This is a genomic window from Streptomyces sp. CRCS-T-1, from assembly GCF_024442335.1.
GTDB classification, from domain to species: domain Bacteria; phylum Actinomycetota; class Actinomycetes; order Streptomycetales; family Streptomycetaceae; genus Streptomyces; species Streptomyces koelreuteriae.
Genome location: NZ_CP101651.1, coordinates 606,641 through 631,094, shown reverse-complemented (window position 1 = coordinate 631,094; position 24,454 = coordinate 606,641). Strand labels below are relative to the sequence as shown.

General features: G+C 73.2%; 24 protein-coding genes and 1 pseudogene. 14 read left to right on the top strand and 11 right to left on the bottom strand.

Annotated features, from left to right (window positions below; all coding sequences use genetic code 11):
• Window positions 1-6 precede the first annotated feature (6 nt).
• The 3 genes from NNW99_RS02870 to NNW99_RS02860 all read left to right on the top strand — a co-directional run bounded on the left by NNW99_RS02870 (window position 7) and on the right by NNW99_RS02860 (window position 2,477).
• Window positions 7-663, top strand: coding sequence for a dienelactone hydrolase family protein (locus NNW99_RS02870; RefSeq protein ID WP_215117005.1), 657 nt, complete (start codon window positions 7-9; stop codon window positions 661-663).
• Window positions 664-766: 103 nt separating this feature from the next.
• On the top strand, window positions 767-1,411 hold the full coding sequence (locus tag NNW99_RS02865) for a phosphoribosyltransferase (RefSeq protein WP_215117004.1): 645 nt from the start codon (window positions 767-769) through the stop codon (window positions 1,409-1,411).
• An 85-nt stretch (window positions 1,412-1,496) separates the two neighbouring features.
• Window positions 1,497-2,477 carry a TerC family protein gene (locus tag NNW99_RS02860; RefSeq protein ID WP_215117003.1) on the top strand — a complete coding sequence of 327 codons (981 nt, stop codon included), beginning with the start codon at window positions 1,497-1,499 and terminating at the stop codon, window positions 2,475-2,477.
• A gap of 19 nt (window positions 2,478-2,496) precedes the next feature.
• On the opposite strand, the gene NNW99_RS02855 is transcribed toward NNW99_RS02860, so the two are convergent.
• The 4 genes and pseudogenes from NNW99_RS02855 to NNW99_RS02845 form a co-directional block, all read right to left on the bottom strand.
• Complete coding sequence (locus tag NNW99_RS02855; RefSeq protein WP_215117002.1) at window positions 2,497-3,687, bottom strand: CaiB/BaiF CoA-transferase family protein; 1,191 nt, start codon at window positions 3,685-3,687, stop codon at window positions 2,497-2,499.
• Between the two features lie 139 nt (window positions 3,688-3,826).
• Window positions 3,827-4,891, bottom strand: a complete 1,065-nt coding sequence (locus NNW99_RS02850; protein ID WP_370869191.1) for a helix-turn-helix domain-containing protein — start codon at window positions 4,889-4,891, stop codon at window positions 3,827-3,829.
• Window positions 4,892-4,933: 42 nt separating this feature from the next.
• A pseudogene (locus NNW99_RS39060) lies at window positions 4,934-5,224 on the bottom strand (hypothetical protein); the annotation flags it as partial.
• Between the two features lie 49 nt (window positions 5,225-5,273).
• Window positions 5,274-6,248 (bottom strand): alpha/beta hydrolase, encoded by a 975-nt coding sequence (locus tag NNW99_RS02845; RefSeq protein ID WP_215117000.1) that lies wholly within the window; start codon window positions 6,246-6,248, stop codon window positions 5,274-5,276.
• On the opposite strand from NNW99_RS02845, the gene NNW99_RS02840 reads away from it, so the two are divergent.
• Complete coding sequence (locus NNW99_RS02840) at window positions 6,240-6,368, top strand: hypothetical protein (protein ID WP_255961272.1); 129 nt, start codon at window positions 6,240-6,242, stop codon at window positions 6,366-6,368. The two genes, NNW99_RS02845 and NNW99_RS02840, sit on opposite strands and share 9 nt — an antisense overlap.
• Before the next feature lie 147 nt (window positions 6,369-6,515).
• On the opposite strand, the gene NNW99_RS02835 is transcribed toward NNW99_RS02840, so the two are convergent.
• Window positions 6,516-6,746 carry a hypothetical protein gene (locus NNW99_RS02835; protein WP_215116999.1) on the bottom strand — a complete coding sequence of 77 codons (231 nt, stop codon included), beginning with the start codon at window positions 6,744-6,746 and terminating at the stop codon, window positions 6,516-6,518.
• Window positions 6,747-6,861: 115 nt separating this feature from the next.
• On the opposite strand from NNW99_RS02835, the gene NNW99_RS02830 reads away from it, so the two are divergent.
• The gene (locus NNW99_RS02830) at window positions 6,862-7,767 is read left to right on the top strand and encodes a LysR family transcriptional regulator (protein WP_215116998.1); all 906 of its coding nucleotides are present in this window, start codon (window positions 6,862-6,864) and stop codon (window positions 7,765-7,767) included.
• 32 nt (window positions 7,768-7,799) lie between these two features.
• On the opposite strand, the gene NNW99_RS02825 is transcribed toward NNW99_RS02830, so the two are convergent.
• Window positions 7,800-8,378, bottom strand: a complete 579-nt coding sequence (locus NNW99_RS02825; protein WP_215116997.1) for a TetR/AcrR family transcriptional regulator — start codon at window positions 8,376-8,378, stop codon at window positions 7,800-7,802.
• A gap of 184 nt (window positions 8,379-8,562) precedes the next feature.
• On the opposite strand from NNW99_RS02825, the gene NNW99_RS02820 reads away from it, so the two are divergent.
• From NNW99_RS02820 to NNW99_RS02805, 4 genes are read left to right on the top strand one after another with little or no spacing between them, the layout of a single operon-like run.
• Window positions 8,563-9,105 carry a (2Fe-2S)-binding protein gene (locus NNW99_RS02820; RefSeq protein ID WP_215116996.1) on the top strand — a complete coding sequence of 181 codons (543 nt, stop codon included), beginning with the start codon at window positions 8,563-8,565 and terminating at the stop codon, window positions 9,103-9,105.
• Entirely contained in the window at window positions 9,102-10,094 is a 993-nt protein-coding gene (locus NNW99_RS02815) for a xanthine dehydrogenase family protein subunit M (protein WP_215116995.1), read from the top strand. Before NNW99_RS02820 ends, NNW99_RS02815 begins: the two co-directional genes overlap by 4 nt.
• Complete coding sequence (locus NNW99_RS02810; protein WP_215116994.1) at window positions 10,091-12,205, top strand: xanthine dehydrogenase family protein molybdopterin-binding subunit; 2,115 nt, start codon at window positions 10,091-10,093, stop codon at window positions 12,203-12,205. The genes NNW99_RS02815 and NNW99_RS02810 overlap by 4 nt, the downstream gene beginning before the upstream one ends.
• Window positions 12,198-13,322 (top strand): XdhC/CoxI family protein, encoded by a 1,125-nt coding sequence (locus NNW99_RS02805; RefSeq protein ID WP_215116993.1) that lies wholly within the window; start codon window positions 12,198-12,200, stop codon window positions 13,320-13,322. Before NNW99_RS02810 ends, NNW99_RS02805 begins: the two co-directional genes overlap by 8 nt.
• An 85-nt stretch (window positions 13,323-13,407) precedes the next feature.
• Here NNW99_RS02805 and NNW99_RS02800 read toward each other — a convergent pair whose 3' ends face one another.
• The gene (locus NNW99_RS02800) at window positions 13,408-13,971 is read right to left on the bottom strand and encodes an NADPH-dependent FMN reductase (RefSeq protein ID WP_215116992.1); all 564 of its coding nucleotides are present in this window, start codon (window positions 13,969-13,971) and stop codon (window positions 13,408-13,410) included.
• Window positions 13,972-14,101: 130 nt separating this feature from the next.
• Between NNW99_RS02800 and NNW99_RS02795 the strand changes: the two genes are divergently transcribed.
• The 3 genes from NNW99_RS02795 to NNW99_RS02785 all read left to right on the top strand — a co-directional run bounded on the left by NNW99_RS02795 (window position 14,102) and on the right by NNW99_RS02785 (window position 17,585).
• The gene (locus NNW99_RS02795; RefSeq protein WP_215116991.1) at window positions 14,102-14,770 is read left to right on the top strand and encodes a TetR/AcrR family transcriptional regulator; all 669 of its coding nucleotides are present in this window, start codon (window positions 14,102-14,104) and stop codon (window positions 14,768-14,770) included.
• A gap of 81 nt (window positions 14,771-14,851) precedes the next feature.
• Window positions 14,852-15,901 (top strand): LacI family DNA-binding transcriptional regulator, encoded by a 1,050-nt coding sequence (locus NNW99_RS02790; RefSeq protein WP_370869112.1) that lies wholly within the window; start codon window positions 14,852-14,854, stop codon window positions 15,899-15,901.
• A 247-nt stretch (window positions 15,902-16,148) separates the two neighbouring features.
• Window positions 16,149-17,585 (top strand): aldehyde dehydrogenase family protein, encoded by a 1,437-nt coding sequence (locus NNW99_RS02785; protein WP_215116989.1) that lies wholly within the window; start codon window positions 16,149-16,151, stop codon window positions 17,583-17,585.
• Window positions 17,586-17,753: 168 nt separating this feature from the next.
• Here NNW99_RS02785 and trxA read toward each other — a convergent pair whose 3' ends face one another.
• A complete protein-coding gene (gene trxA, locus NNW99_RS02780) occupies window positions 17,754-18,140 on the bottom strand; it encodes a thioredoxin (protein WP_215116988.1) in 387 nt (128 codons plus the stop codon).
• Between the two features lie 119 nt (window positions 18,141-18,259).
• Here trxA and NNW99_RS02775 point away from each other — a divergent pair, with 119 nt between their 5' ends.
• Window positions 18,260-19,690, top strand: coding sequence for an NAD(P)/FAD-dependent oxidoreductase (locus NNW99_RS02775; RefSeq protein ID WP_215116987.1), 1,431 nt, complete (start codon window positions 18,260-18,262; stop codon window positions 19,688-19,690).
• Window positions 19,691-20,013: 323 nt separating this feature from the next.
• Here NNW99_RS02775 and NNW99_RS02770 read toward each other — a convergent pair whose 3' ends face one another.
• Together NNW99_RS02770 and NNW99_RS02765 are read right to left on the bottom strand one after the other, a co-directional pair.
• On the bottom strand, window positions 20,014-21,606 hold the full coding sequence (locus tag NNW99_RS02770; protein ID WP_215116986.1) for an ABC-F family ATP-binding cassette domain-containing protein: 1,593 nt from the start codon (window positions 21,604-21,606) through the stop codon (window positions 20,014-20,016).
• 163 nt (window positions 21,607-21,769) lie between these two features.
• On the bottom strand, window positions 21,770-22,414 hold the full coding sequence (locus NNW99_RS02765) for a peptide deformylase (protein ID WP_215116985.1): 645 nt from the start codon (window positions 22,412-22,414) through the stop codon (window positions 21,770-21,772).
• Window positions 22,415-22,581: 167 nt separating this feature from the next.
• Here NNW99_RS02765 and NNW99_RS02760 point away from each other — a divergent pair, with 167 nt between their 5' ends.
• Complete coding sequence (locus tag NNW99_RS02760; RefSeq protein WP_215116984.1) at window positions 22,582-23,991, top strand: PepSY domain-containing protein; 1,410 nt, start codon at window positions 22,582-22,584, stop codon at window positions 23,989-23,991.
• Between the two features lie 89 nt (window positions 23,992-24,080).
• Here the strand turns inward: NNW99_RS02760 and NNW99_RS02755 are convergent, their stop codons facing one another.
• Window positions 24,081-24,440 (bottom strand): M48 family metallopeptidase, encoded by a 360-nt coding sequence (locus NNW99_RS02755; RefSeq protein ID WP_215116983.1) that lies wholly within the window; start codon window positions 24,438-24,440, stop codon window positions 24,081-24,083.
• Window positions 24,441-24,454 lie beyond the last annotated feature (14 nt).

Sequence of the window (24,454 nt, the reverse complement as noted above, 5' to 3'; positions counted from 1 at the left end):
CCTCCGATGATCACCCAGACCGTCACCGTGCCCGCGGGCGGCGCCGCGCTCACCGGTGATCTGGACCTGCCGCCGGACGCCCGCGCGGTCGTGCTGTTCGCGCACGGCAGCGGCAGCTCCCGGCACAGCCCCCGCAACCGAGAGGTCGCCGCCGGCCTGCGCACCGCCGGACTCGGCACCCTGCTGATCGACCTGCTCACCGAGGAGGAGGAACGGCGGGACCTGCGCACTGCCGAACTCCGCTTCGACATCCCCCTGCTGGGACGCCGGCTGGTGGCCGCCGTCGACTGGCTGGAGCAGTGGTACGCCACCCAGAGCCTGCCCGTCGTCCTGTTCGGCGCCAGCACCGGCGCGGGCGCGGCCCTGGTCGCCGCCGCCGAACGGCCCGGCCGGGTGACGGCGGTCGTCTCGCGCGGTGGCCGGCCCGACCTGGCGGGCGACGCCCTGGACGCCGTACGGGCCCCGGTGCTGCTCATCGTGGGAGGCAGGGACCAGCACGTGCTGCGCCTCAACGAGGAAGCGGCCCGGCGGCTGCACGCCCCGCACACCCTCCACGTGGTGCCCGGCGCCACCCATCTGTTCGAGGAGCCCGGCACGCTGGACCGCGTCACCGAGGCCGCCCGGCAGTGGTGCGACGAACGGCTGAGCACCACGGCGGGCTGACACCGCCCGGAACCGGCCGCCGGTGCGTCGTCCGCCGGGCAGGGGGTACGCGGAGCCCGGGCCGGCCGGGGCCCTCTCCGTGCGGGAAGCAGAGGTGACCGTCATGCGGTTCCGCGATCGCCGGCAGGCAGGCCGGGAACTGGCCGAGAAGCTGCGCGCCCGGCAGGACGCGGGCGCGCTGCCCCGTCCGCTCGTCCTCGCCCTGCCCCGCGGCGGCGTCGCCGTGGCGAGCGAGGTCGCGGCGGCGCTGGACGCCCCGCTCGACGTGCTCGTCGTACGGAAGATCGGGGCGCCCTACCAGGAGGAGTACGGCGTCGGCGCGATGGCCGGGGACGAGGTGCCGCTCCTCGACGAGGAAGCCCTGCGTCATCTGGGCCTCGGCGTGGCCGACCTCGCCCCCGTCATCGAGCGGGAGCGCGCGGAACTGCGCCGCCGCGAGCGGCTGTACCGGCAGGGCCGCCCCGCGCCCGACCTGCGCGGACGGACGGTGATCGTCGTCGACGACGGCCTGGCGACCGGTTCCACGGCCCGCGCCGCCCTGCGCTCCGTACGCCGTCAGGAGCCCGCACGGGTGGTGCTGGCCGCGCCGGTGTGCTCGCCGGAGGCGGCGGAGCTGATGCGCGCCGAGGCCGACGAGGTGCTCTGCCTCCACCAGCCGGCCGCGTTCATGGCCGTGGGCCTCTGGTACGAGAACTTCGACCAACTGACGGATCACGACGTCCTGGAGGCGCTCCACGTGCAGCTGTGACCATTTGTTCACCTTGCAGGACTGGCGGAAATCGGCCAAGACAGACAACTATGTGCCATCCCCACACCTGCACCAGGAGTAACAAGTGAACGTCTCGCTGTCCGTGTGGCTGCTGACGGTGGCAGCCCTGTGCGTGCTCGTCGCCGTCGACTTCTTCGTCGGCCGCAAGCCCCACGACGTGTCCATCAAGGAAGCCGGGACATGGACGGTGGTGTGGATCGTCCTGGCCGTGCTGTTCGGTCTGGGGCTCTGGTACTTCGGTGGGAGCGGGCCCACCGGTGAGTTCTTCGCCGGGTACATCACCGAGAAGTCGCTGAGCGTGGACAACCTCTTCGTGTTCGTCCTGATCATGGGGAAGTTCGCGGTGCCCTCGCAGTACCAGCAGCGGGTGCTGATGGTCGGCGTGCTGATGGCCCTGGTGCTGCGAGCGATCTTCATCGCGGCCGGCGCGGCGATCATCTCCGCCTTCTCCTGGGTGTTCTACATCTTCGGCGCCTTCCTGATCTGGACCGCGTGGAAGCTGGTCCAGGACGCGCGCAAGGACCAGCACGAGGAGGAGTACCAGGAGAACAAGCTGCTGAAGATGGCGGAGGAGCGCTTCGGCGTGGCCGACCGCTACCACGGCACGAAGCTGTTCATCACCGAGAACGGCAAGCGGATCATGACCCCGATGCTGGTCGTGATGCTCGCGATCGGCTCCACCGACGTGCTGTTCGCCCTCGACTCCATCCCCGCGATCTACGGCCTCACCCAGGACCCGTACATCGTGTTCACCGCGAATGCCTTCGCCCTGATGGGCCTGCGCCAGCTCTACTTCCTGATCGGCGGCCTGCTGAAGAAGCTGGTCCACCTCTCCTACGGCCTGTCGATCATCCTGGGCTTCATCGGCGTGAAGCTGGTGCTGCACGCGCTGCACGAGTCGGGCGTGCACGTCCCCGAGATCAGCATCCCCTTCTCGCTCGGGTTCATCCTGCTGGTCCTGACGGTCACGACGATCACCAGCCTGCGGGCCTCGAAGAAGCAGGAGGCCGAGGAGGCGGAGGAGCGCGCGGCCGACTCCCGATAGGCCCCGCCCGGGGCGTGTGTCAGACGACCCCGTCCGCGCGCAGTGCCGCCACCTCCTCGTCGGTGCGGCCCAGTTCGGTGAGGATCGCCCCGGTGTGCTCGCCGACCGCCGGTACGGGGTCCATGCGCGCGGGCACGCCCGCGAGGTCGGCCGGTGGAAGCAGGGCCTCGACGGTGGCGCCCGGCACCGCGACCTCGGTCCAGCGGCCGCGGCCGGCCAGCACCGGGTGGTCCAGGAACGCGGCGACGTCGTTGACCCCGGCGCAGGCGATGCCGATGCGCTCCAGGTCCTTGAGGATCTCGTCGGAGCCGGAGCGGGCGATACGGCCGGCGACGACGGTGTTGAGCTCCTCGCGGTGGGCGACGCGGTCGGAGGCGGTGGCGAAGCGCGGATCGTCGACCAGCTCCGGCCGGCCGAGGAACTCCGCGCACAGGGCCGCCCATTCCCGCTCGTTCTGGATGGAGAACAGCACCTCCTTGCCGTCGGCGGCCGGGTACGTCCCGTACGGCGCGATGGTGGCGTGCTGGGTGCCGAGCCGCGGGGGCTGGATGCCGCCGTGCCGGGTGTAGTAGGCGGGCTGGCCCATCCACTCCGCGAGCGCCTCGAACAGGGACACCTCCACGGGGTGGGCCTCGCCGGTGGTGGCGCGGGTGTACAGGGCGGTGAGGACGCCGCTGTAGGCGTACATCCCGGCGGCGATGTCGGCCACGGAGATCCCGGTCCGCGCCGTCCCCTCCGGGGTTCCCGTCAGGGACACCAGCCCGGTCTGGCACTGCACGAGCAGGTCGTAGGCCTTGCGGTCGGCCCAGGGTCCTGTCGTGCCGTAGCCCGAGATCGTGCAGGGGATCAGGCCGGGGCGGTGGCTCATGACGGTCTCCGCGTCCAGGCCGAGCCGGGCGGCGGCGCCTGGGGCGAGGTTCTGCACGAAGACATCGGCGCCGTCGAGGAGGTCGTGCAGGATCTCACGGCCGCGCGGGGCCTTGAGGTCCAGCGTGAGGGACTCCTTGGAGCGGTTGAGCCACACGAAATAGCTGGAGTGGCCGTGCACGGTCGTGTCGTAACGGCGGGCGAAGTCGCCGCCGCCCGGCCGCTCCACCTTGATCACACGCGCACCGAGATCGGCGAGCTGCCGGGTGGCGTACGGCGCGGCCACGGCCTGCTCCACACTGACCACCGTGACCCCGGACAGGGGATAGCGCTGCACGCTCATGCCTCATGCTCCTGAACCTCGTACGGACGGCGCCCGGACAGTCTCTCCCGGGCGGCGGGCCGTGGCACGGGCCGAGGGCGCGATCTGGATCACGACGGGCCGTATCACAACGGGGTCCTCGCCGCACGCGGCCGGTCGGCTACGGACGGGCCAGGTGCCGCATGGCCAGGGCCAGTTGGAGCCGGAGTCGGCCCTGTGGGGTGCGCAGCGGCCAGCCGAGCAGGTGCTCCGCGTGGGTCAGCCGGTCCTGGAGGGTGGAGTGGTGGACGTTGATCCCGGCGGCGGCCGCCCGCAGGCTCGTCGTGGACGCCACCGCGTGCAGGGTGGCCGACAGCCAGGGCGTGGTCGCCGCGGCCGCCTCCAGGGCACGGACGTCGGGCGGCGGCTCGGCGCCCGGTACGACGAGATCGGCGAGCAGGGCGATCCCGCCCAGCTCATCGGCGTGCACGACCCGTGGTCCGGGGTCCTGCGGGGTGCCCTCGGCGGTGAAGCGCAGGGCGGTACGGGCCGCCGTCCAGGAGCGGGGCAGGTCGAGCACCGGCACGGCGGGGCCGACCCCGAGTCGGGCCTCCGGAGGAGCCGGGCGGGACCCCGCGACCCCCGCGACCCCCGCCCCGGCGGGTACGACCCGGGGTCGGTCGCCCAGCGGGGCGAGAACCCGCGCCGGTGCCGTGAGATCCAGACCGAGGCGACGCGCGGCGTACAGGCGGGCCTGCTCTGGGGCCGTGGCATCGAGGAGCGTCTCCACCAGCGCCGGATCATCGGCCGGGGCCCGACCGCGCGTCCGGTCGAGAACGAGCCGCAGGGCAGCGGCGGCACGTTCGAGTATCACGGCGTCGACGACGCTGAGGGAGTGCGCGGCGGGTTCCGAGTCGGCCGCGCCGGGTTGGGTTCCGGCTCGCGCTGCGACGACCTGGCTGGGTGCTGGCCCGGGCTGCTTGGTGGTGACCCGGCCAGGTGCTGCTTCGGCCTGCTGGGAGGCGACCCGGCTTGGCGTGGCCCCGCCATGCCCGGCGGTGGCCATGCCGGGTCCGGCCGCGGTGGGCATTGCGATGACCCGGCCGGGTGCGGCCTCCTCCTGCTCCGCGTCGACCCGGTCGGGTGCGGCCCCGGCGTCCTCCGCGACGACCCCACCGGGTTCTGCCCCGCCCTGCTCCTCATCGGCCCGGCTTGGCGTCGCCCCATCCTGCTCTGTGATGGCCACGCCGGACCCGGACCCGGCCGCCCCCTCCGAAGCGCCCCCGCCCCGCTCCAGCCACAGCAATGCCGGTCCGTTCGGGCTCAGTCGGGCCGAGGGCCAGGTGGGGTCCGGTGGCGTCTCGGTGTCCTGGCGGGCGCCGTCGGGCTGTACGCGGACATGGACGCGGCGCTCGGGGTCCACCAGCCGGGCCGGACAGCCGGACAGCACGGCGGCGCCGCGTACGAGTGCCTCGACACCGGCCCGGGACTCGGCGAGGCGGTCGAAGTAGGCGATGACCCGGACCGCCGCACCGGCATCCGGGTCGAGCGCGGTCAGGCGTCCGGCCAGCTCTTTCATGGGCCTATGGTGCGCCATGCGGCTGCCAGGTCAGGAGAGAAGCCCGCCGTCACCCGTTCAGAAGCCTCCGCAGCCAGTCCACGTGCGCCGCCCTGGCCGACTGGGACAGCGCGGCCTGCGGTGCGAAACCGTCGAAGCCGTGGAAGCCACCCGGCCAGACGTGGAGTTCGGCCACGCCACCGGCCTGCCAGATGCGCGAGGCGTAGGCGACGACCTCGTCGCGGAAGGTCTCCGCCGAGCCGACGTCAAGGAAGGCCGGGGGCAACCCGGTCAGATCCTCGGCCCGGGCCGGCGCCGCGTACGCCGGTACGTCGGGCCCGCCGCGCCGCGAGCCCAGCAGCGCGCTCCAGCCGGTCTCGTTGGCGGTGCGGTCCCACACTCCGAGGCCCGCCATCTGGTACGTGGACGGCGTGTCGTTGCGGTCGTCGAGCATCGGGCACATCAGGACCTGCCCGATCAGCCGTGGCCCCTTGCGGTCCCGGGTGAGCAGGGCGAGGGCCGCGCACAGCCCGCCGCCCGCACTCGCCCCCGCGACGACGATCCGCTCGGGGTCGGCGCCCAGCTCGGCGGCATGCTCGGCCGTCCACAGCAGCCCGGCGTACACGTCCTCGACCGGCGCGGGATGCGGATGCTCAGGCGCCAGCCGGTACTCCACGGACACCACGACCGCGTCCAGCGCCCGCGCCCATGCCAGCGGGACGTCGACCCCGACCCGGTTGTTCCCGATCACCATGCCGCCGCCGTGCACGTGGTAGATGACGGGCCGCGCCCCGGCTGCCGCCGGAAGGGCCGGGCGGCAGATCAGCAGCGAGATGTCGGGCTCGCCCTGCGGACCGGGCACCTGCCGGTCCTCCACCACGAACGTCCCGCCCATGGTCAGGTCCAGCTCGGCCAGCAGCTCGATGCCCGGGCCCTGACGCACCTCGGCGATCTGGTCCGGCGTCAGCCCCGGGCTGATCATGTCCTTGATCAGCTCCAGGGCACCGGCGAGTTCGGGATCGAAGGGCGGCGGCACATGCGTCATGGCGTCTCCTCACGCGAGGTCACGGCGGCTCGTGCTGCCATGTTCGTCCCCACCGCCCCGGCCCCGGGCGCCGCCGAGCGGCGGAACCTGCCCGCCGTACGGCGGGTGGCGCCCGAATGACGGGTGAGGGCGGCCGCCGCGGACGCGGCGACCGGCACGCACCCCTTGAGCTTCAACCATCAACCGACGGCGCCACCAACATACGCGCAGGTCATGTACGCGATTCCCGTACGCGGTGAGCCCGCAGATCCGGCGGAGCCCGAGCGCTCAGCGGCTCGCCGTGTCCGACCGCGCCGGAGCGGAGCCGGAGGCCGGTCCGCTGCGGGAGACGACGCGGGTCCCGCGGGCGTCGACGACCCGGACCTGCAGCGAGCCGCAGCCGCAGCGCGTCCACTCCGTGCGGCCCGTGGCGGTGGTGTGCCGGGACAGCACCTGGAACGGCTCGCCCCCGTCCGGCCAGCCGCAGTGCGGGCAGGCGGTGGCGTGGGTGCTGGTCATGGCTGACTCCTCGTACGTCGTGGCTGGTTGACCGTCGCGACACAGCCAGGGTGCGTCGAGATCTCCGTACACGTCCAGGTTGACTTTGTGGACCGCATTGTGAAGCTTGGACTACATGATTGACCTGCGCAGGCTGCACGTCCTCAGGGCTGTCTCCCACTACGGCACGGTCACCGCGGCCGCCCGGGCCCTGCACTTCACCCCGTCCGCCGCCTCCCAGCAGATCCGGCAGCTCGCCCGCGATCTGGACGTCGAACTGCTGGAGCCCCAGGGGCGCGGAGTGCGCCTCACCCCGGCCGCCGAGAGCCTCCTGGCGCACGCCGACGCCATCCAGGCCCGCTGGGACCTGGCCGAACTCGACCTACGGGCCGATCACGGAGCGCCCTCCGGGTTGCTGCGCGTGACCGGATTCCCCGTCGCGATCTCGGTGCTGCTGGCCCCGATGGCGGCCCGGCTGGGCGAGCGGCATCCGCGGCTGTCCGTACGGATCACCGAGGCGGGTGTCCCCGAGAGCTTCGATCTGCTCTTCGAGGGGGAGTGCGAACTGGCGATCGTCGAGGCCACCCCGCTCAACCCGCCGCTGAGCGACACGCGGTTCGACCAGCAGCCGCTGCTGGACGACCCGTTCGACCTGGTCGTCCCCGAAGGGCACCGGCTCGCGGGGCGGGCCCGGGTCGATCTCGCCGAGGCGGCGCGCGAGGCGTGGATCGCGCCGGTGGAGGAGAGCCCCTGCCGTCCGCACGTGCTGTCCGCCTGCGGCGCGGCGGGGTTCACGCCCGACGTCGTCCACCACGCCCTGGACTGGAACGTCACCGCCCACCTCGTCGCCCACCGGCTCGGCGTCGCCCTCGTCCCACGCCTGGCCCACCTGACCCCGCACCTGCCGATCACCCGGGTCCGCTGCACAGGCAACCCCCACCGCAAGCTCCTGACCTGCACCCGCGGCGGCGGCCACGCCCGCCCGGCGGTCGCGGCGGCCCTCAGGGAGCTGCGCGAACTGGCCCCTACGGCGGTTGCCTGACCCGTTCGCGGTATCGCCGTCCGGGGGAGGCCTCAGCGCCCCGGCGCCCCCACCCGCAGCCCGTCCATGACGAAGTCCAGCAGCCGGGCGGCGCGCGGTTGCCAGTCGGTGTGGGGGTCGATCGTCCAGAGGCCGCCGATCGTGAGGAAGAGATCGTCCGCGGTGATCCCCGGGCGGATGGTGCCGGCCTCCTCGGCGGCCCGCAGCAGCAGTTCGGCGGCCTCCGTCACCGGGGTGTGTCCCGGCTTCGCGGGCTGCCCCGGTGCGCTCGTGGCCTGGCGGATGGCGTCGGCCAGGCCCGCCTTGGTCATGGCGAACCGCGCGAGCCGGTCCATCCACTCGCGCAGCGCCCGGTCGGGTTCCCGGCTCTCCAGCAGGGGCGCGGCGCTGTCGGCGACCTGCCGCATCTCGTGGCGGTAGATCTCCAGGACGAGTGCCTCACGGCTGGGGAAGTGGCGGTAGAAGGTCCCCTGCCCGACGCAGGCCTTCTTGGCGATCGAACTCAGCGGCGCGTCCGCCGACCGCGTCAATTCGGCCAGCGCCACTTCCAGGATGCGCTCGCGATTGCGCTGCGCGTCCGAGCGCAGGGGAGCGTCCTTCTTCTGCCGCACTCGCCCTCCTCGCGATCCCATGGCCGAAACCCGGCCCTTGTTAAGCGGACAGTTGTCCGTTACGTTTTCGGGTAACGGACAACTGTCCGCTTGCTCCATCGTATCGGTGTGCCGTCCGCGCGGACAGCCCGCGCCCCTGCCTCCTGTGCCTCCTGGCCTCGCGACACTGAGAGAGAAGGCTTCCATGCCCCCATCGACGTCCAGCGACCTCACCCTGTCCGTCAACGGCGAGAAGTACACGCTGACCGTCGACCACCGCACCACGCTGCTCGACGCCCTGCGTGAACGGCTCGATATGACCGGCACGAAAAAAGGCTGTGATCAGGGGCAGTGCGGCGCGTGCACCGTCCTGGTCGACGGCCGCCGCAGCGTCGCCTGTCTGCAACTGGCCGTGGCGGCCGAAGGGCGCGAGATCACCACCATCGAAGGCGTGGCCGAGGGCGACCGGCTGCACCCGGTGCAGCAGGCGTTCCTCGAACTGGACGGCTACCAGTGCGGCTACTGCACGCCGGGACAGATCTGTTCGGCCATCGCGATGATCGAGGAGCACGCGGCGGGCTGGCCGAGCGCGGCCACCGGCGACGTACGGCCCGAGGCGGGACCACCACCCCTGACGCCGGAGGAGATACGGGAGCGCATGAGCGGCAACCTGTGCCGCTGCGGCGCGTATGTGTCGATCGTCCAGGCCGTGGCCCGCGCCGCGGAGTCCAAGGGAGCGGCGGTATGAGGGAGTTCGGCTACCAGCGGGCGTACGACGTCTCCGGCGCCGTGGCGCTGCTCGAAGGCGACCGGGAAGCCCGCTTCCTGGGCGGCGGCACCAACCTGGTCGACCTGATGAAGACCGGCGTCGAGCGGCCCGCCCTCCTCGTCGACGTACGCGAACTGCCCCTGAACCGCGTCGAGCCCACCGAGGACGGCGGACTGCGTATCGGGGCCACCGTCACCAACAGCGACCTCGCGGCGCACCCCGAAGTCCGGCGCCGCTACCCGGCGTTGGCGCAGGCCGTACTGGCCGGCGCCTCCGGGCAGCTGCGCAACATGGCCACCGTCGGCGGCAATCTGCTCCAGCGCACCCGCTGCGGCTACTTCACCGACGTCACCGCCCCCTGCAACAAGCGCAGCCCGGGCAGCGGCTGCCCCGCGATCGAGGGCGAGCACCACAACCACGCCGTCCTCGGCGCCTCCGACCACTGCGTGGCCACCCATCCCTCCGACATGGGCGTGGCCCTGGCCGCCTTCGACGCGACCGTGTCGTACGAGACGGCGGACGGGCCGGGGGAGGTGCCGCTCGCCGACTTCTACCTGCCGGTGGGGGAGACCCCGCATCTGGAGACCGCCCTGCCGCCGGGCGCGCTGATCACCGGCGTCACCCTGCCGCCCGCCCCGGTCGCCGCCCACTCCCGCTACCGCAAGGTCCGCGAGCGCGCCTCCTACGCCTTCGCCATCGGCTCGATCGCCGCCGCGCTCGACGTCCGGGACGGCGTCGTGCACGACGTGCGCCTGGCCTTCGGGGCCGTCGCCTCCCGCCCCTGGCGGGCCCGCGCCGCCGAGGGCGTCCTGCTCGGCGCACCCGCCGACGCCGAGACCTTCGCGGCTGCCGCGGAGCTGGAACTGGCCGCCGCGAGGCCCCTGCCCCACAACGGATACAAGGTGACCCTGATGCGCAACCTCGTCGTCGCCGTGCTGAGCGAACTCGTCGAGGAGGCCACCCGATGACCACCGCCACCAGGGGCTCCGTCGGCTCCGCGCACGCCCGTGTGGAAGGCCGCGACAAGGTCACCGGAGCGGCTCGCTACGCCGGTGAGATCCCCTTCGCCGATCTCGCCCACGGCTGGCTGGTGCTGTCCACCGTCGCCCGCGGCCGCGTCCGCGCCCTGGACACCGAGGCCGTGCTCGCGATGCCCGGGGTCCTCGCCGTCCTCCACCACCAGAACGCCCCGCGTGTCGACACCGACTACGCCGGACTGATGGGCATGTCCCCGGACCCGAGCATCGCCCTCTTCCAGCACGACCGGGTCGCCCACCTGGGCTGGCCGGTGGCGCTGGTCGTCGCCGAGACGTCCGAGCAGGCCCGGGAGGCCGCCGAGTCGCTCCAGGTCGACTACGAACAGGAGCCGCACGACGTCGCGTTCGGCGCCGAGAGGGAGGCCGAGGCGTACGCGCTCGACGGCCATATGCCGGGCGTGGTCGAGAAGGGCGATCTGGAGGCCGAGCTCGCGGCGTCCGCCGTCGTGCTGGACGCGGAGTACACCACTCCGGAGGAACACCACAACCCGATGGAGCCGCACGCGGCGACGGCCCGGTGGGAGGGCGGCCGGCTCGAGGTCGTCGACTCCAACCAGGGCACCACCTGGGTCGCCGGCGAACTCGCCAGCCTGTTCTCCCTCGACCCGGCCTCCGTGCGGGTGCGCTCCGAGCATGTCGGCGGCGGCTTCGGCAGCAAAGGCGTGCGCGCCCACCAGGTGGGCGCGGTGATGGCCGCGACCGTTCTGCAGCGCCCGGTGAGGGTCGTCATGACCCGCCGGCAGATGTTCTCGCTCGCCGGATACCGCAGCCCCACGGCCCAGCGGGTCAGGCTCGGTGCCGACGCGGACGGGCGGCTGCGCGCGCTGGAGCACCGGTCCCTGAACCTCACCTCGGCCGTGCACGAGTTCGTCGAGCCGAGCGCCGCGGCGGGCCGGTCGATGTACGCGGCGGACGCCCACCACACGGCCAGCCGGATCGTCCGGCTCGACGTACCGACCCCGACCTGGATGCGCGCCCCCGGCGAGGCTCCGGGCTCGTTCGCGCTGGAGTCGGCGCTCGACGAACTCGCCGAGCGGTGCGGCCTCGACCCGATCGAGCTGCGCGTACGCAACGAGCCCGAGGTGGGCCCGGTGTCCGGCCTGCCGTTCGGCAGCCGCAACCTGATCGCCTGCTTCCGCGAGGGCGCCCGCCGGTTCGGCTGGGCGGACCGGGACCGGCGGCCGGGGGTGCGCCGCGACGGCCGCTGGCTGCTCGGCACGGGCACCGCCGCCGCCTCCTTCCCCGCCGGGGCCATGCCCTCCACGGCGGCCGTCACCGCGGAGGCGGACGGCACCTTCACGGTGCGGATCAACGCAGCCGACATCGGCACCGGCGCCAGGACCGCGCTCACGCTGGTCGCCGCCGACGCCCTGGAAGTGGCGACGGACCGCGTCCGGGTCCGCATCGGGAACAGCGACTTCGGCCCGGCGATGATCGCCGGCGGCTCGATGGGCACCCGCTCCTGGGCCTGGGCCGTCACGGCTGCCGCCGACGAACTGCGCCAGAGCCTCGCTCCGGGCGCCGACATCCCGCCGGAGGGCGTCACCGTACGGTCCGACACGAGCGAGGCCATCGGCGCCCTCGCCCAGAAGGAGCGGCACTCCTTCGGGGCGCAGTTCGCCGAGGTCGCCGTCGATCCGGCCACCGGCGAGGTCCGCGTCCGCCGCATGCTGGGCATCTTCGCGGCCGGCCGCATCGTCAACCCGCTCACCGCCCGCAACCAGTTCGTCGGCGGCATGACCTGGGGCATCTCCATGGCCCTGCACGAGGAAGCCGTACGGGACCGGGCCAGCGGCGGCCTCTACGGCGCCGACCTCGCGGGCTACCACGTCGCCGCGCACGCCGACGTGCCCCCCATCGAGGCCGACTGGATCGACGACCCCGACCCGGACGACCCGGTGGGCATCAAGGGCATCGGCGAGATCGGCATCGTGGGTGCCGCGGCGGCGGTCGCCAACGCCGTGTGGCACGCGACCGGCGTACGCCACCGCGACCTGCCGATCCGGCCCGACCGTGTCCTGATGGCGGGCGGCGATGCTTGACCTCGCCCGACAGCTGCGGGAGTGGATCGAGGAGGGCCGGGAGTTCGCCGTCGCCACGGTCGTCGCCGTCGGCGGCAGCGCCCCGCGCCCTCCCGGCGCCGCCCTGGCCGTCTGCGCCGACGGCACCGCCATCGGCTCGGTCTCCGGGGGCTGCGTGGAGGGAGCCGTGTACGACCTCTGCCTCCAGGCCCTCCAGGAGGGCGAGACGCTCGTCGAGCGGTTCGGCTACAGCGACGAGGACGCCTTCGCCGTCGGTCTGACCTGCGGCGGAACCATCGACGTCATGGTCACCCCGTACGACGCCTCCGAGACACACGAGACGGCCGCGCTGTCGGCCGCCGCCCGAGGCGAGCCGGTGGCTCTCGCCCGGGTGGCCAGGGGGCCCGCCGTCCTCCTCGGCCGGTCGGTGCTCGTACGCCCCGACGGCTCGCACGAAGGCGGTCTCGGCGGCGCTCCGGACCTGGACCGTACGGCGATCAGCCAGGCCCGTGCCCTGCTGGACAGCGGCCGCACGGGCACGGTCGAGCTTTCCGAGGACGGTTCGCACTGCCCGGGCGGGATCACCCTGCTCGTGGAGTCGGCCGTGCCGCCGCCCCGCATGATCGTCTTCGGCGCGATCGACTTCGCGGCGGCCCTGGTCCGGGCGGGCAAGCTCCTCGGCCATCACGTCACCGTGTGCGACGCCCGGCCCGTCTTCGCGACCCGGGCCCGCTTCCCCGAGGCCGACGAGATCGTCGTGGACTGGCCCCACCGCTATCTGCGGGCGACTCGGACCGACGGACGCACGGTGCTGTGCGTGCTCACCCACGACGCGAAGTTCGACGTGCCCCTGCTGACGGAGGCCCTGCGCCTGCCGGTCGCCTACGTCGGCGCCATGGGTTCCCGCCGCACCCACCAGGACCGCAACCGGCGCCTGCGGGAAGCGGGCGTCGGCGAGCGCGAGCTGGCCCGGCTGCGGTCGCCGATCGGACTCGACCTGGGCGCCCGTACGCCCGAGGAGACCGCCGTGTCCATCGCGGCGGAGATCGTCGCGGCCAGGCGTGGCGGAACGGGTCTGCCACTCACCGGCTCGGGGACCCCGATCCACCGGACCGAGCCGCTGCCCCAAGCGGTCTGACACCGTCGGGAACACGCCGGAGGGGCCGCAGCCGACCATGGCTGCGGCCCCTCCTCGGCACCGGTCGCACCGGTCGCGTGACGGGTCAGGCGGCGGCCGTCTCCGTGGCCTGGCCGTGCAGACGGGTGATGACCTCGGTGAGCTGCGCGGCGACCTCGGCGTCGTCGGCCGGGTGCGTCTCGGCGAAGCGGGTCAGCGAGCCGGGGATGGACACCTTGACGTCCTCCAGCACCTTGGCGCCGGCGATCCCCACGGACTTGCGGGTCTCGTCGTGCGCCCACACACCGCCGAACTGGCCGAAGGCGGTGCCGACCACGGCGACCGGCAGGCCGCTGAGGGCACCGGCGCCGTACGGGCGGGACAGCCAGTCGATGGCGTTCTTCAGGACGGCCGGGATGGTGCCGTTGTACTCGGGCGTGAACAGGATCAGACCGTCGGCCGCCTCGGCGGCCTCGCGCAGCTTCACGGCGGCGGCCGGGACGCTGCCCTCGACGTCGATGTCCTCGTTGTAGAAGGGGATCTCGGCGAGGCCCTCGAACAGGTTCACCTCGGCACCCTCGGGGGCGAGCTTGACGGCCGCCTCGGCGAGCTGGCGGTTGTGCGACCCGGCGCGAAGGCTGCCGACGAGCGCGAGGATGCGAACAGACATGCTGACTCCCAGGTAGAGAAAGACTGCTGCGAAACACAGCCGTTACGATCCGGACCGAGGTCCGTTTATTGTTCTAGCACCCTAACCGGACCGCGGTCCAGTTTTGTTCCCGATGCTTTACGCTGGCTTCATGTCCACCGCCCCGCCGCCCTTCCCGACGCCCCAGGAGCCCGTCGCCCGTCCCGAGCTGCTCCAGCTCGAGACCGCCCCGGAAGTCGACGAGCCGTGCCTGCGGGCCGACGCCGCGCGCAACCGGGCCCGGCTGCTGGAGGCCGCCGGGCGGCTGGTGGCGGAGCGCGGCGCGGACGCCGTCACGATGGAGGCGGTGGCCGCGGCGGCCTGCGTCGGCAAAGGCACGGTCTTCCGCCGGTTCGGCGACCGCACCGGCCTGCTGACGGCCCTGCTCGACCACTCCGAGAAGAAGTTCCAGGCCGCCTTCCTCAGCGGCCCGCCGCCGCTCGGACCCGGCGCGCCGCCCGTGGAGCGGCTGCGGGAGTTCGGTCGCGCGATGCTGCGCCGGTCGGTGGACGAACTGGAGCTGCAGCTCGCGGCCGAGCCGGGCGCGAACCGCCGCTTCGTCGTCCCGGCCCGCCGGGTGCTGCGCCACCACGTGGCCATGCTTCTGCGGCAGGCGGTCCCCGAAGCGGACTGCGAACTCCTGTCCCACACCCTGATGGGCCAGCTCGACCCGGCCCTGATCCACCACCTGACCAAGCAGTGCGGGATACCCCTGACCCGCCTCGAAGAGGCGTGGACCGACCTGGTCGACCGGCTCACGGGCACGCAATCCACCCGCTAGGGGCGCCCGCCGCCCCTCGTGAACGCTCACGGCTTCCTCACAACTCCCCCGCTTGAAGGGCGCATTGGGGCTTCTGCCAAGATGCCGTACGTCATGGTGCAGATACCGAAAACGCCCGCGCCCCCGTCCCCCGCACCGATGCGCTCGGTACCCACGAGCGCCGATGTGGCCCGCCTGGCCGGCGTCTCGCGCGCGACCGTCTCCTACGTCCTCAACAACACCAGCGCCGTACGGATCAGCGAGCCCACCCGCCGCCGGGTCCACGCGGCCGCGAAGGAACTCGGGTACGTGCCGCACGCGGCGGCCCGTTCCTTGCGCGCCGGGCACAGCCGTATGGTCCTGATCCCCGCGCCGACCTTCCCTGTCGGCCCGCTCTACAGCCGGTTCCTCACCGATCTCCAGGTCGCGCTCGGCGCCCTGGAGTACACGGTGGTGCAGCATGGCACCGGCGGCCCGCACGGCGACGACGCCGCCCGCGCCTGGGCCGAACTGCGGCCCGTGGCCGTGCTGGTGCCCGGTTCCGGACTCGGCCCGCACGGAGTGGCGGTGCTCAAGCGCTCCGGCGCCCGGGCCGTGGTCACCCTCGGCCCCGAGACCATAGAGGGCGCGCACGCCCTGCTCATGGACCACGACGTCGTCGGCTACAGCGCGGGCGCCCACCTCTACGACCGCGGGCGCCGCCGGATCGGCGTCGTCGTCCCGCAGGAACCCGGCCTCGAGGCGTTCTCCGCGCCCCGGCTCGACGGGGTGCGCCACGCCCTGCGGGGCACCGACGCCACGGTGACCGAACTGCCCCTCGCCCACGATGAACAGGACGCGGCCCGCCTCGCCGCCCGCTGGCGGACCCTCGGCCTGGACGCGGTGTTCACCTACAACGACGAGTACGCGATGCTGCTGATGCGGGCCCTGCAGGACGAGGGCATCCGCATCCCGGAGGAGACGGCCGTGGTCGGCGCCGACGATCTGATGCTCGGCCGGCTGCTGCGGCCCCGGCTGAGCACGGTCCACCTGGAACTGCCCTCCGGCCGTGAACTCGCCGAACTGGTCGACCGCGCCGTACGCAAGCCCATGACCGAGCCCGAGACGCACAAGGTGCTGGGCGCGACGCTGCTGCACCGCGACTCGAGCTGACCCGACCGGAAGGCGGCTCCTCGCGGGACAATCGGAGTGGTCCGGCGGACGGGCGGCACCGGTCATCGCCCGGCGCATGACTAGGATGTTGCATCGTCAACAAAACGGGGGCGCGTGCGAACGCGGGCGCTGCACACATGGCTGCCCCGGATCGCCGCGCCCCGCCCTGTGACCGCCGAACCGGCCACGTTCCAGCGGGAGTTCCACCCACCCCGCACGCCGGTGACCGATCGATCGGAGAGCCGTCATGCCGCTGCTCGACCCCAGGACCTGGCAGCCCCGCGCCCTGGCGGGGCCCGGGTACACCGTCACCGAGCCCGCCACCGGCGGGGCCCTCGGCACCCTCGCCCTCGCCACCCCCGAGGACGTCGGCGCCGCCGCAGGGCGCGCGGCCGCCGCCCAGCGCGAGTGGGCACGCGCCCCGCACTTCGCCCGCGCCGCCGTCCTCCGCAAGGCGGGCGACCTGTTCACCGCGCACGCCGCCGAACTGCGCGAATGGATCGTCCGCGAGTCCGGGTCCGTCCCCGGCAAGGCCGACTTCGAACTGCACGTCGCCGCCCAGGAGTGCTACGAGGCCGCCGCGCTCGCCTCCCGCCCGGCCGGCCAGGTCCTGCCCAGCGAGGCGCCGCGCCTGTCGTACACCCGCCGTGTCCCGGCCGGTGTGGTGGGCGTCATCTCGCCCTTCAACGCCCCGCTGATCCTGTCCATCCGCTCCGTCGCCCCGGCCCTGGCCCTGGGCAACGGGGTCCTGCTGAAGCCGGACCCGCGCACCGCCGTCTGCGGCGGTCTGGCCCTCGCCGCGGTCTTCGCCGCCGCGGGCCTCCCGCAGGACCTGCTGCACGTGCTCCCCGGCGGTCCGGACGCCGGGCAGGCCCTGGTCTCCGACCCGCGCGTGCCGGTCATCTCCTTCACCGGCTCCACCGCCGCCGGACGGGCCGTCGGCGAGGCCGCCGGGCGTCACCTCAAGCGGGCCCACCTGGAACTGGGCGGCAACTCGGCCATGATCGTGCTGGAGGACGCCGACCTCGACGCGGTGATCTCCACCGCCGCCTGGGGCTCGTTCTTCCACCAGGGCCAGATCTGCATGACGACCGGACGCCACCTGGTGCACGCCTCCCTCTACGACGAGTACGTGGAGCGGCTGGCCGCCAAGGCGGACTCCCTGGCCGTCGGCGACCCGCACCGCGACCACGTCCACCTGGGCCCCATCATCGACTCCGGGCAGCTCGACAAGATCAGCGGCCTGGTCGACTCCAGCAGGGCCGCGGGCGCCAAGATCGCCGCGGGCGGCACGCACGACCGGCTCTTCTACCGGCCCACCGTCCTCGCCCATGTCGACGACCGCACCCCGGCCTACACGGAGGAGGTCTTCGGCCCGGTGGCGCCCGTGCGCTCCTTCAGCACCGCCGACGAGGCGGCGGCCCTGGCCGCGCAGAGCCCGTACGGCCTCTCCCTGGGCATCGTCACCAGGGACACCGCCCGCGGCCTGGACCTCGCCGAGCGCATCCCCACCGGCATCGTCCACATCAACGACCAGACCGTGAACGACGAGGCCGTGGCGCCCTTCGGCGGGGTGGCCGCCTCCGGCACCGGCGCCCGCTTCGGGGGCGAGGCCAATCTGGAGGCCTTCACCGAACTGCGCTGGACGACGGTACGCGCGGACGTGGCCCCGTACCCCTTCTAGGCCTGGGCCGGACACGGCTTCCGGGCCGGACGTGACCTGAGGCCGGACGGCGACCTAGGGCCGGACACGACCTGAGGCCGGACACGACCTGGGGCCGGGTCCGGCCTCGCAGGCCAGGCCCGGCCCCGGAGCCGGTTGCTCGAGGGCGTGGAAGCGCCCCCGGGCCGCTTACTCGGTCCCCTGCGGCTGCTGGGCCTGCTGCTCGGCGACGGCCTTGCGGACCTCGTCCATGTCCAGGCCACGGGCCTGGCCGATGACGTCGGTCAGGGCGGCCTCCGGCAGGGCGCCCGGCTGGGCGAACACGGCGACCTGGTCGCGGACGATCATCAGCGTGGGAATCGACTGGATACCGAAGGCCGCGGCCAGCTCGGGCTGCGCCTCGGTGTCCACCTTGCCGAACACCAGGTCCGGGTTCTCCTCCGCCGCCTTCTCGTAGACCGGGGCGAACTGCTTGCACGGCCCGCACCAGGACGCCCAGAAGTCGATCAAAACGAACTCGTTGTCCGTGACCGTCTGGTCGAAGTTCTCCTTGGTGAGCTCCACGGTGCTGCTCATGGTGTAAATCCCTCTTCCTGGTGTGGGGGCAAACCGTCGGCACAACACGGCCGACCTGGTGGGTATTCCGCGCCCCTACCCGTGTGGCCAGGGCGCACACCACCCACCAGACTGACCCCATGACGGAAACGGAAACCAACGCGTACGACGTCGTGGTGCTCGGGGCCGGGCCCGTGGGGGAGAACGTCGCAGACCGCGCCCGCGCCGCCGGTCTGACCACCGCGGTCGTGGAGAGCGAACTGGTCGGCGGCGAGTGCTCGTACTGGGCGTGCATGCCCAGCAAGGCCCTGCTGCGGCCGGTCATCGCCCGGGCGGACGCCCGCCGTGTCCCCGGCCTGAGCCAGTCGGTGCAGGGCCCCCTCGACGCCGCCGCGGTCCTCGCCCACCGGGACTACTACACCTCCCACTGGAAGGACGACGGCCAGGTCGGGTGGCTCGACTCCATCGGCGCCGACCTGTACCGCGGCCACGGACGCCTCGCCGGCCCCCGTACGGTGACGGTCACCGGCCCCGACGGCGCCGAGCACGTCCTGACCGCCCGGCACGCCGTCGCCGTCTGCACCGGCAGCCGCGCGTCCCTCCCCGGGCTGCCCGGACTCGACGAGGTCAAGCCGTGGACCAGCCGGGAGGCCACGAGCTCCAAGAGCGTGCCCGGCCGGCTGATCGTGATCGGTGGCGGCGTGGTCGCCACCGAGATGGCCACGGTCTGGCAGGCCCTCGGCTCCGAGGTCACCATGCTGGTCCGCGGCAAGGGCCTGCTGCCCCGGATGGAGCCCTTCGCCGGGGAACTGATCGCCGAGGCGCTCACCGAGGCCGGCACGGACGTCCGCACCGGTACGTCGGTCGAGTCGGTGACCCGCGAGAACGGCAAGGTCGTGACCGTCACCGACACCGGCGACCGCGTCGAGGCCGACGAGATCCTCTTCGCCACCGGCCGCGCGCCGCGCACCGACGACATCGGTCTGGAGACGATCGGCCTGGACCCCGGAACCTGGCTGCCGGTCGACGACAGCCTCCGCGTCACCGGCCACGACTGGCTGTACGCGGTCGGCGACGTCAACCAGCGCGCCCTGCTCACCCACCAGGGCAAGTACCAGGCGCGTATCGCGGGTGCTGCCATCGCCGCGCGGGCCACGGGGGAAACCCTCCTCGCCCAGCCCTGGGGCGCCCACAGCGCGACCGCCGACCACGCCGCCGTCCCCCAGGTCGTCTTCACCGACCCGGAAGCCGCGGCCGTGGGCCTGTCCCTCGCCGAGGCGGAGCAGGCCGGCCATCGTGTGAAGGCCGTCGACGTCGACCTGTCCTCCGTCGCCGGGGCCGGCCTGTACGCCGACGGCTACAAGGGCCGCGCCCGCATGGTCGTCGACGTCGAGGCCGAGATCCTCCGCGGCGTGACGCTCGTGGGCCCGGGCGTGGGCGAACTCATCCACTCCGCCACGATCGCCGTGGCCGGCGAGGTCCCCGTCAGCCGCCTGTGGCACGCGGTCCCGTCCTACCCGACGATCAGCGAAGTGTGGCTCCGGCTGCTGGAGGCGTACCGGGACGCGTGACCGGCGCGGCCGGGGCGGGCCGCAGGGCCCGTCCGGAGGCCACTGGTCGGCGGGACGGGGCCGCAGGCGGGCGGCGGGGCCCGCCAAACGGTGACCGGTCGCCGGGTTGGAACCCTAGGCGGGCAGCGGGGCCGTCCCAGCAGCCACCGGTCGCCGGGACGGGCACCCTCGGACGAGCGGCGGGCCCGCCCAGCAGCGACCGGTCGCCGGGCTGGGCCCTTAGGCGGGCAGCGGGGCCGTCCCAGCAGCCACCGGTAGCCGGGACGGGCACCCCCGCGCGGGTGGCGGGGCCCAGCCGGAGGCCTCAGGTACCCAGAGCCAGGTCACGCGTGCGCGGGCACCACCAGCTCCCGGTAGTCGTCGCTCCACAGGTCCTCCTCCGCCTCGGGCAGCAGCAGCACCCGGTCCGGCCGCAGTGCGTCCACCGCTCCCTCGTCGTGGGTGACCATGACGATCGCGCCCGGATAGGTGCCCACCGCGGCCAGGACCTCGGCGCGGGAGGCCGGGTCCAGGTTGTTGGTGGGCTCGTCCAGGAGCAGGACGTTGGCGCCCGAGTGCACCAGCCCCGCGAGGGCGAGCCGGGTCTTCTCGCCGCCGGAGAGGACACCGACACGCTTGTCCGTGTCGTCGCCGGTGAACAGGAACGAGCCCAGCACCTGGCGGACTTCGCCGTCGCCGAGGTGCGGGGCGGCACCGGCCAGATGCTCACGCACCGTCAGCTCCGGGTCCAGCGTGTCGTGTTCCTGGGCGAAGTAGCCGATCCGCAGCCCGTGCCCGTGGACCACCCGCCCGCTGTCGGGTGTGTCCCGACCCGCGAGGAGACGCAACAGGGTCGTCTTTCCCGCCCCGTTGGGGCCGAGCACGACCAGACGGCTGCCCCGGTCGACGGCCAGATCCACCCCGCGCAGGACGTGCTGCCCGCCGTACGACCTGGTCAGACTGACGGCACCGAGCGGGATCCGGCCGCAGGGCACCGGCTCGGGCAGCCGGATCCTGGCCGTCTTCTCGGCGCGCCGGGCCGGTTCGAGGTCGGCGAGCATCCGGTCGGCCCGGCGGGCCATGTTCCGGGCGGCCACCGCGGTCGACACGCGGGCCCGCATCCGGTCGGCCTGCGCGTGCAGCGAAGCCGCTTTGCGCTCGGCGTTCGCCCGCTCGCGCGCCCGTCGCCGCTCGTCGGCGTCCCGCTGGGCGAGATAGGCGTCCCAGCCGGTGTTGTGGATGTCCAGCACGGCCCGCCCCGGGTCCAGGTGGAACACCCGGTTCACGGTTCCGGCCAGCAGGGACGTGTCATGGCTGATCATCACCAGACCGCCCTGATGGCTCGCGAGGAAGGCGCGCAGCCAGGTGATCGACTCCGCGTCCAGGTGGTTCGTCGGCTCGTCCAGCAGCAGCGTGCCGTGCCCGGCGAACAGGATGCGGGCCAGCTCCACGCGCCGGCGCTGACCGCCCGACAGGGCGCTGAGCGGCCGGTCCATCAGACCCGACGGCAGCCCGAGCCCGGCGGCGACCCGGGCGGCCTCCGCCTCGGCCGCGTAGCCACCGCGCGCCTGGAACTCGGCCTCGGCCCGCACATAGGCGTTCATCGACCGCCGCGCACCGTCGGCCATCGCGGCCTCGGCGCGGCGCAGCGCCCGTACGGCGCGGTCCAGACCGCGCGCGGACAGGATCCGGTCGGTGACCGTGACCGACTGGTCGGCCGCGCGGGAGTCCTGCGGGAGATGGCCGACGTCGCCGGTGCGGGCGACGGTTCCGGCGGCGGGCCGCAGGGCGCCCGCCAGGGTGTGCAACAGGGTGGTCTTTCCCGCGCCGTTGCGGCCGACCAGGCCGACGCGGTCGCCGGGGGAGACATGGAGACAGACGCCGGACAGCAGCAGACGCGCGCCCACGCGCACGTCGACGTCACGAACGGTGATCATGAGAAAACGCTCCGAACGAGAATTCCGATCAAGAATTCCGCATAGCAAGAGGACACACGGGTGGCGTGGAAGCGGGTCCTCGGCTAGGAAATTCGGGGCGTAGACATGGGCGGCACGCTAGCTGAGGCGCCCGGCGGGCCGCCTCCGGTTTTCCGTTCGTTCCCTACGGCAGCTCGAAGCCGAGCGCCCGCGCGGCCTTCTCCGGCGTCGGCTGAGCCCAGCGCTCCGCCATCGCCGCGTTGGACGACAGCGAACGCGACTCGGCCCGGTCCAGATAGAGCACGCCGTCGAGATGGTCCGTCTCGTGCTGCACGATCCGCGCCGGCCAGCCGGAGAACACCTCGTCCAGCGCGCGCCCGTGCTCGTCCTGCCCGGTCAGCCGGACCCCGGCGTGGCGTGCGACCACCGCCTGCCAGCCCGGCACACTCAGACAGCCCTCGAAGAACGCGGCCCGCGCGTCGCCGACGGGCTCGTAGACGGGATTGACCAGCACCCGGAAGGGCTGCGGCACCCGCCCGCGTACCAGACGCACGTCCTCCGGCACCGGAGCGGGATCCTCGATCACCGCGATCCTGAGCGGCACACCGACCTGGGGCGCCGCCAGACCGACCCCGGGCGCCGCGCGCATGGTGACGCGCAGGGCCTCGACGAACCGGGCCAGCAGCGAGGGCTCCAGCTGACCGTCGTACGGCTCGGTTCCCCGCCGCAGCACCGGGTCCCCGGCCGCGACGATGGTCAACGGGACGCCGCCCGCGAGGAGTTCCTCGACCCGCTCGGCCAGCGGTGCGCGATCACTCGGAGTTCCCATCGCGTCAGGATGACACGGCACCCTCCCGGCCTACGTGACGCACATCACATGCACTCGTCGGGAACTGAATGCCCCGCCGCCCCGACTACTGCACCGCAACACCACCACAGCCCCACGCACGACCACCACGCAACGGCCAAGAAGACGTCCCCCGGAGAAGCCCGCCGATGACCACCGCTCCCTCGACCACCACGGACGAGGCCCCGAAACCAGCCACCCCGGCACCGTCGAAGAGCAGTTGGGCCCCCTTGCGCCCGCTGGTCCTTCGCCTGCACTTCTACGCCGGGGTGCTGGTGGCGCCGTTCCTCCTCGTCGCCGCCGTCACCGGCCTGCTGTACGCCGCCTCCTTCCAGGCCGAGAAGATCGTGTACGACCACGAACTGACCGTCCCGGTCGGCGAGCGGAAGCTGCCGATCAGCGAGCAGGTGGCCGCCGCCCGCAAGGCCCACCCCGAGGGCACCATCTCGGCCGTACGCCCCTCACCCGAGGCGGACGCGACGACCAGGGTCATGCTGTCCGGCGTCCCGGGCGTCGACGAGACCCACGCGCTCGCCGTGTTCGTCGACCCCTACACCGCGAAGGTGCGCGGCTCCCTCGAACAGTACGGCTCGACCGGCGCGTTGCCCCTGCGCACCTGGATCGACGAGTTCCACCGGGACCTGCACCTGGGCGAGACAGGGCGCTACTACAGCGAACTGGCGGCCAGCTGGCTGTGGGTGATCTCGGCCGGCGGACTGGTGCTGTGGTTCTCCCGCCGCCGCGCCCTGCGCAAGGTGCGGGGGACGACAGGACGGCGCCGCACGCTCGGACTGCACGGCAGCATCGGCGTGTGGGCAGCGGCCGGGTTCTTCTTCCTCTCGGCGACCGGTCTCACCTGGTCGGCCTACGCCGGGGCCAACATCGACGAGCTGCGCACCTCGCTGGGCCACGCCACCCCGACCGTGTCGGCGGCGGCGGGCGGTGAACACTCCGGCCACGGCGCCGCGGCCGGGCAGGCGGGAGACGCCGCGCACGGCGTGGGCCTGGACAAGGTCCTGGCGGCGGCGCGGGCCGAGGGCCTCGGCGACCCGGTGGAGATCGTGCCGCCGGCCGACGCGACCTCGGCGTACGTCGTCAAGCAGGTACAGCGCGGCTGGCCCACGAAGCAGGACACTGTCGCGATCGACCCGTCCAACGGCGAGGTCATGGACGTGCTGCGGTTCGCCGACTACCCCGTCCTGGCGAAGCTCACCCGGTGGGGCATCGACCTGCACACCGGCATCCTGTTCGGCCTGGCCAACCAGATCGTCCTGATGCTGCTCACGCTCTCCCTGATCCTGCTGATCGTGTGGGGCTACCGCATGTGGTGGCAGCGCGGCCGCGGCTCCGCCTTCGGCCGGCCGATCCCGCGCGGCGCCTGGCAGCAGGTACCGCCGCAGATCCTGGTCCCGCTGCTCGCCGGGGTCGCGGTGCTCGGCTACTTCCTGCCGCTGTTCGGCATCCCGCTGGCGGCCTTCCTCGCCGTCGACATCCTGCTGGGCGAGATCGCCTACCGGCGGGGACGGCGGTCGTACGGAACCGGGACGCCCGCGCAGTAGCGGAAGGCCCTCTGATACGAGCGGTGCCCGGCTCCCTAGCGAGCCGGGCACCGCTCGTATCACCGACAGTCAGAGTTGCTGGAAGAGCCTCAGCTCTGCTCGAAGTCGCCCGCGAGAGCCGAGGCGATCCGCAGATGCGACTCCGCCTCCTCGTACCGCCCCTGTCGCTGGAGCGTACGGCCGAGCATCAGCCGGGCGTAGTGCTCGACGGGGTCACGCTCGACGATCGTCCGCAACTCGCTCTCCGCACGCCACAGTTGGGCCGAGTGGTAGTAGGAGCGCGCCAGCAGCAGCCGCGGCCCGGTCTGCTCGGGCACCTCCTCGACCAGCCCGACCAGGACGCGCGCGGCGGCGGCGTAGTCCTTGGCGTCGAAGAACAACTGCGCGCGCTCCCAGCGCTCCGCCGGTGTTCCATGGGCGTAGTACGTGGCGTCGTAGGTCGTGTTCACTCGGGGCCTCCTTC

Excerpts from the sequence above, each read along its gene's own strand:
- NNW99_RS02760 (WP_215116984.1), top strand. The coding sequence starts at position 22,582 with ATGACCACCGCTCCCTCGACCACCACGGACGAGGCCCCGAAACCAGCC.
- NNW99_RS02815 (WP_215116995.1), top strand. The coding sequence starts at position 9,102 with ATGAGGGAGTTCGGCTACCAGCGGGCGTACGACGTCTCCGGCGCCGTG.
- NNW99_RS02785 (WP_215116989.1), top strand. The coding sequence starts at position 16,149 with ATGCCGCTGCTCGACCCCAGGACCTGGCAGCCCCGCGCCCTGGCGGGG.
- NNW99_RS02770 (WP_215116986.1), bottom strand. The coding sequence starts at position 21,606 with ATGATCACCGTTCGTGACGTCGACGTGCGCGTGGGCGCGCGTCTGCTG.
- NNW99_RS02855 (WP_215117002.1), bottom strand. The coding sequence starts at position 3,687 with ATGAGCGTGCAGCGCTATCCCCTGTCCGGGGTCACGGTGGTCAGTGTG.
- NNW99_RS02845 (WP_215117000.1), bottom strand. The coding sequence starts at position 6,248 with ATGACGCATGTGCCGCCGCCCTTCGATCCCGAACTCGCCGGTGCCCTG.
- NNW99_RS02870 (WP_215117005.1), top strand. The coding sequence starts at position 7 with ATGATCACCCAGACCGTCACCGTGCCCGCGGGCGGCGCCGCGCTCACC.
- NNW99_RS02790 (WP_370869112.1), top strand. The coding sequence starts at position 14,852 with ATGCCGTACGTCATGGTGCAGATACCGAAAACGCCCGCGCCCCCGTCC.
- NNW99_RS02820 (WP_215116996.1), top strand. The coding sequence starts at position 8,563 with ATGCCCCCATCGACGTCCAGCGACCTCACCCTGTCCGTCAACGGCGAG.
- NNW99_RS02775 (WP_215116987.1), top strand. The coding sequence starts at position 18,260 with ATGACGGAAACGGAAACCAACGCGTACGACGTCGTGGTGCTCGGGGCC.
- NNW99_RS02805 (WP_215116993.1), top strand. The coding sequence starts at position 12,198 with ATGCTTGACCTCGCCCGACAGCTGCGGGAGTGGATCGAGGAGGGCCGG.
- NNW99_RS02830 (WP_215116998.1), top strand. The coding sequence starts at position 6,862 with ATGATTGACCTGCGCAGGCTGCACGTCCTCAGGGCTGTCTCCCACTAC.
- NNW99_RS02840 (WP_255961272.1), top strand. The coding sequence starts at position 6,240 with ATGCGTCATGGCGTCTCCTCACGCGAGGTCACGGCGGCTCGTGCTGCC.
- trxA (WP_215116988.1), bottom strand. The coding sequence starts at position 18,140 with ATGAGCAGCACCGTGGAGCTCACCAAGGAGAACTTCGACCAGACGGTC.
- NNW99_RS02795 (WP_215116991.1), top strand. The coding sequence starts at position 14,102 with ATGTCCACCGCCCCGCCGCCCTTCCCGACGCCCCAGGAGCCCGTCGCC.
- NNW99_RS02800 (WP_215116992.1), bottom strand. The coding sequence starts at position 13,971 with ATGTCTGTTCGCATCCTCGCGCTCGTCGGCAGCCTTCGCGCCGGGTCG.
- NNW99_RS02865 (WP_215117004.1), top strand. The coding sequence starts at position 767 with ATGCGGTTCCGCGATCGCCGGCAGGCAGGCCGGGAACTGGCCGAGAAG.
- NNW99_RS02835 (WP_215116999.1), bottom strand. The coding sequence starts at position 6,746 with ATGACCAGCACCCACGCCACCGCCTGCCCGCACTGCGGCTGGCCGGAC.
- NNW99_RS02810 (WP_215116994.1), top strand. The coding sequence starts at position 10,091 with ATGACCACCGCCACCAGGGGCTCCGTCGGCTCCGCGCACGCCCGTGTG.
- NNW99_RS02765 (WP_215116985.1), bottom strand. The coding sequence starts at position 22,414 with ATGGGAACTCCGAGTGATCGCGCACCGCTGGCCGAGCGGGTCGAGGAA.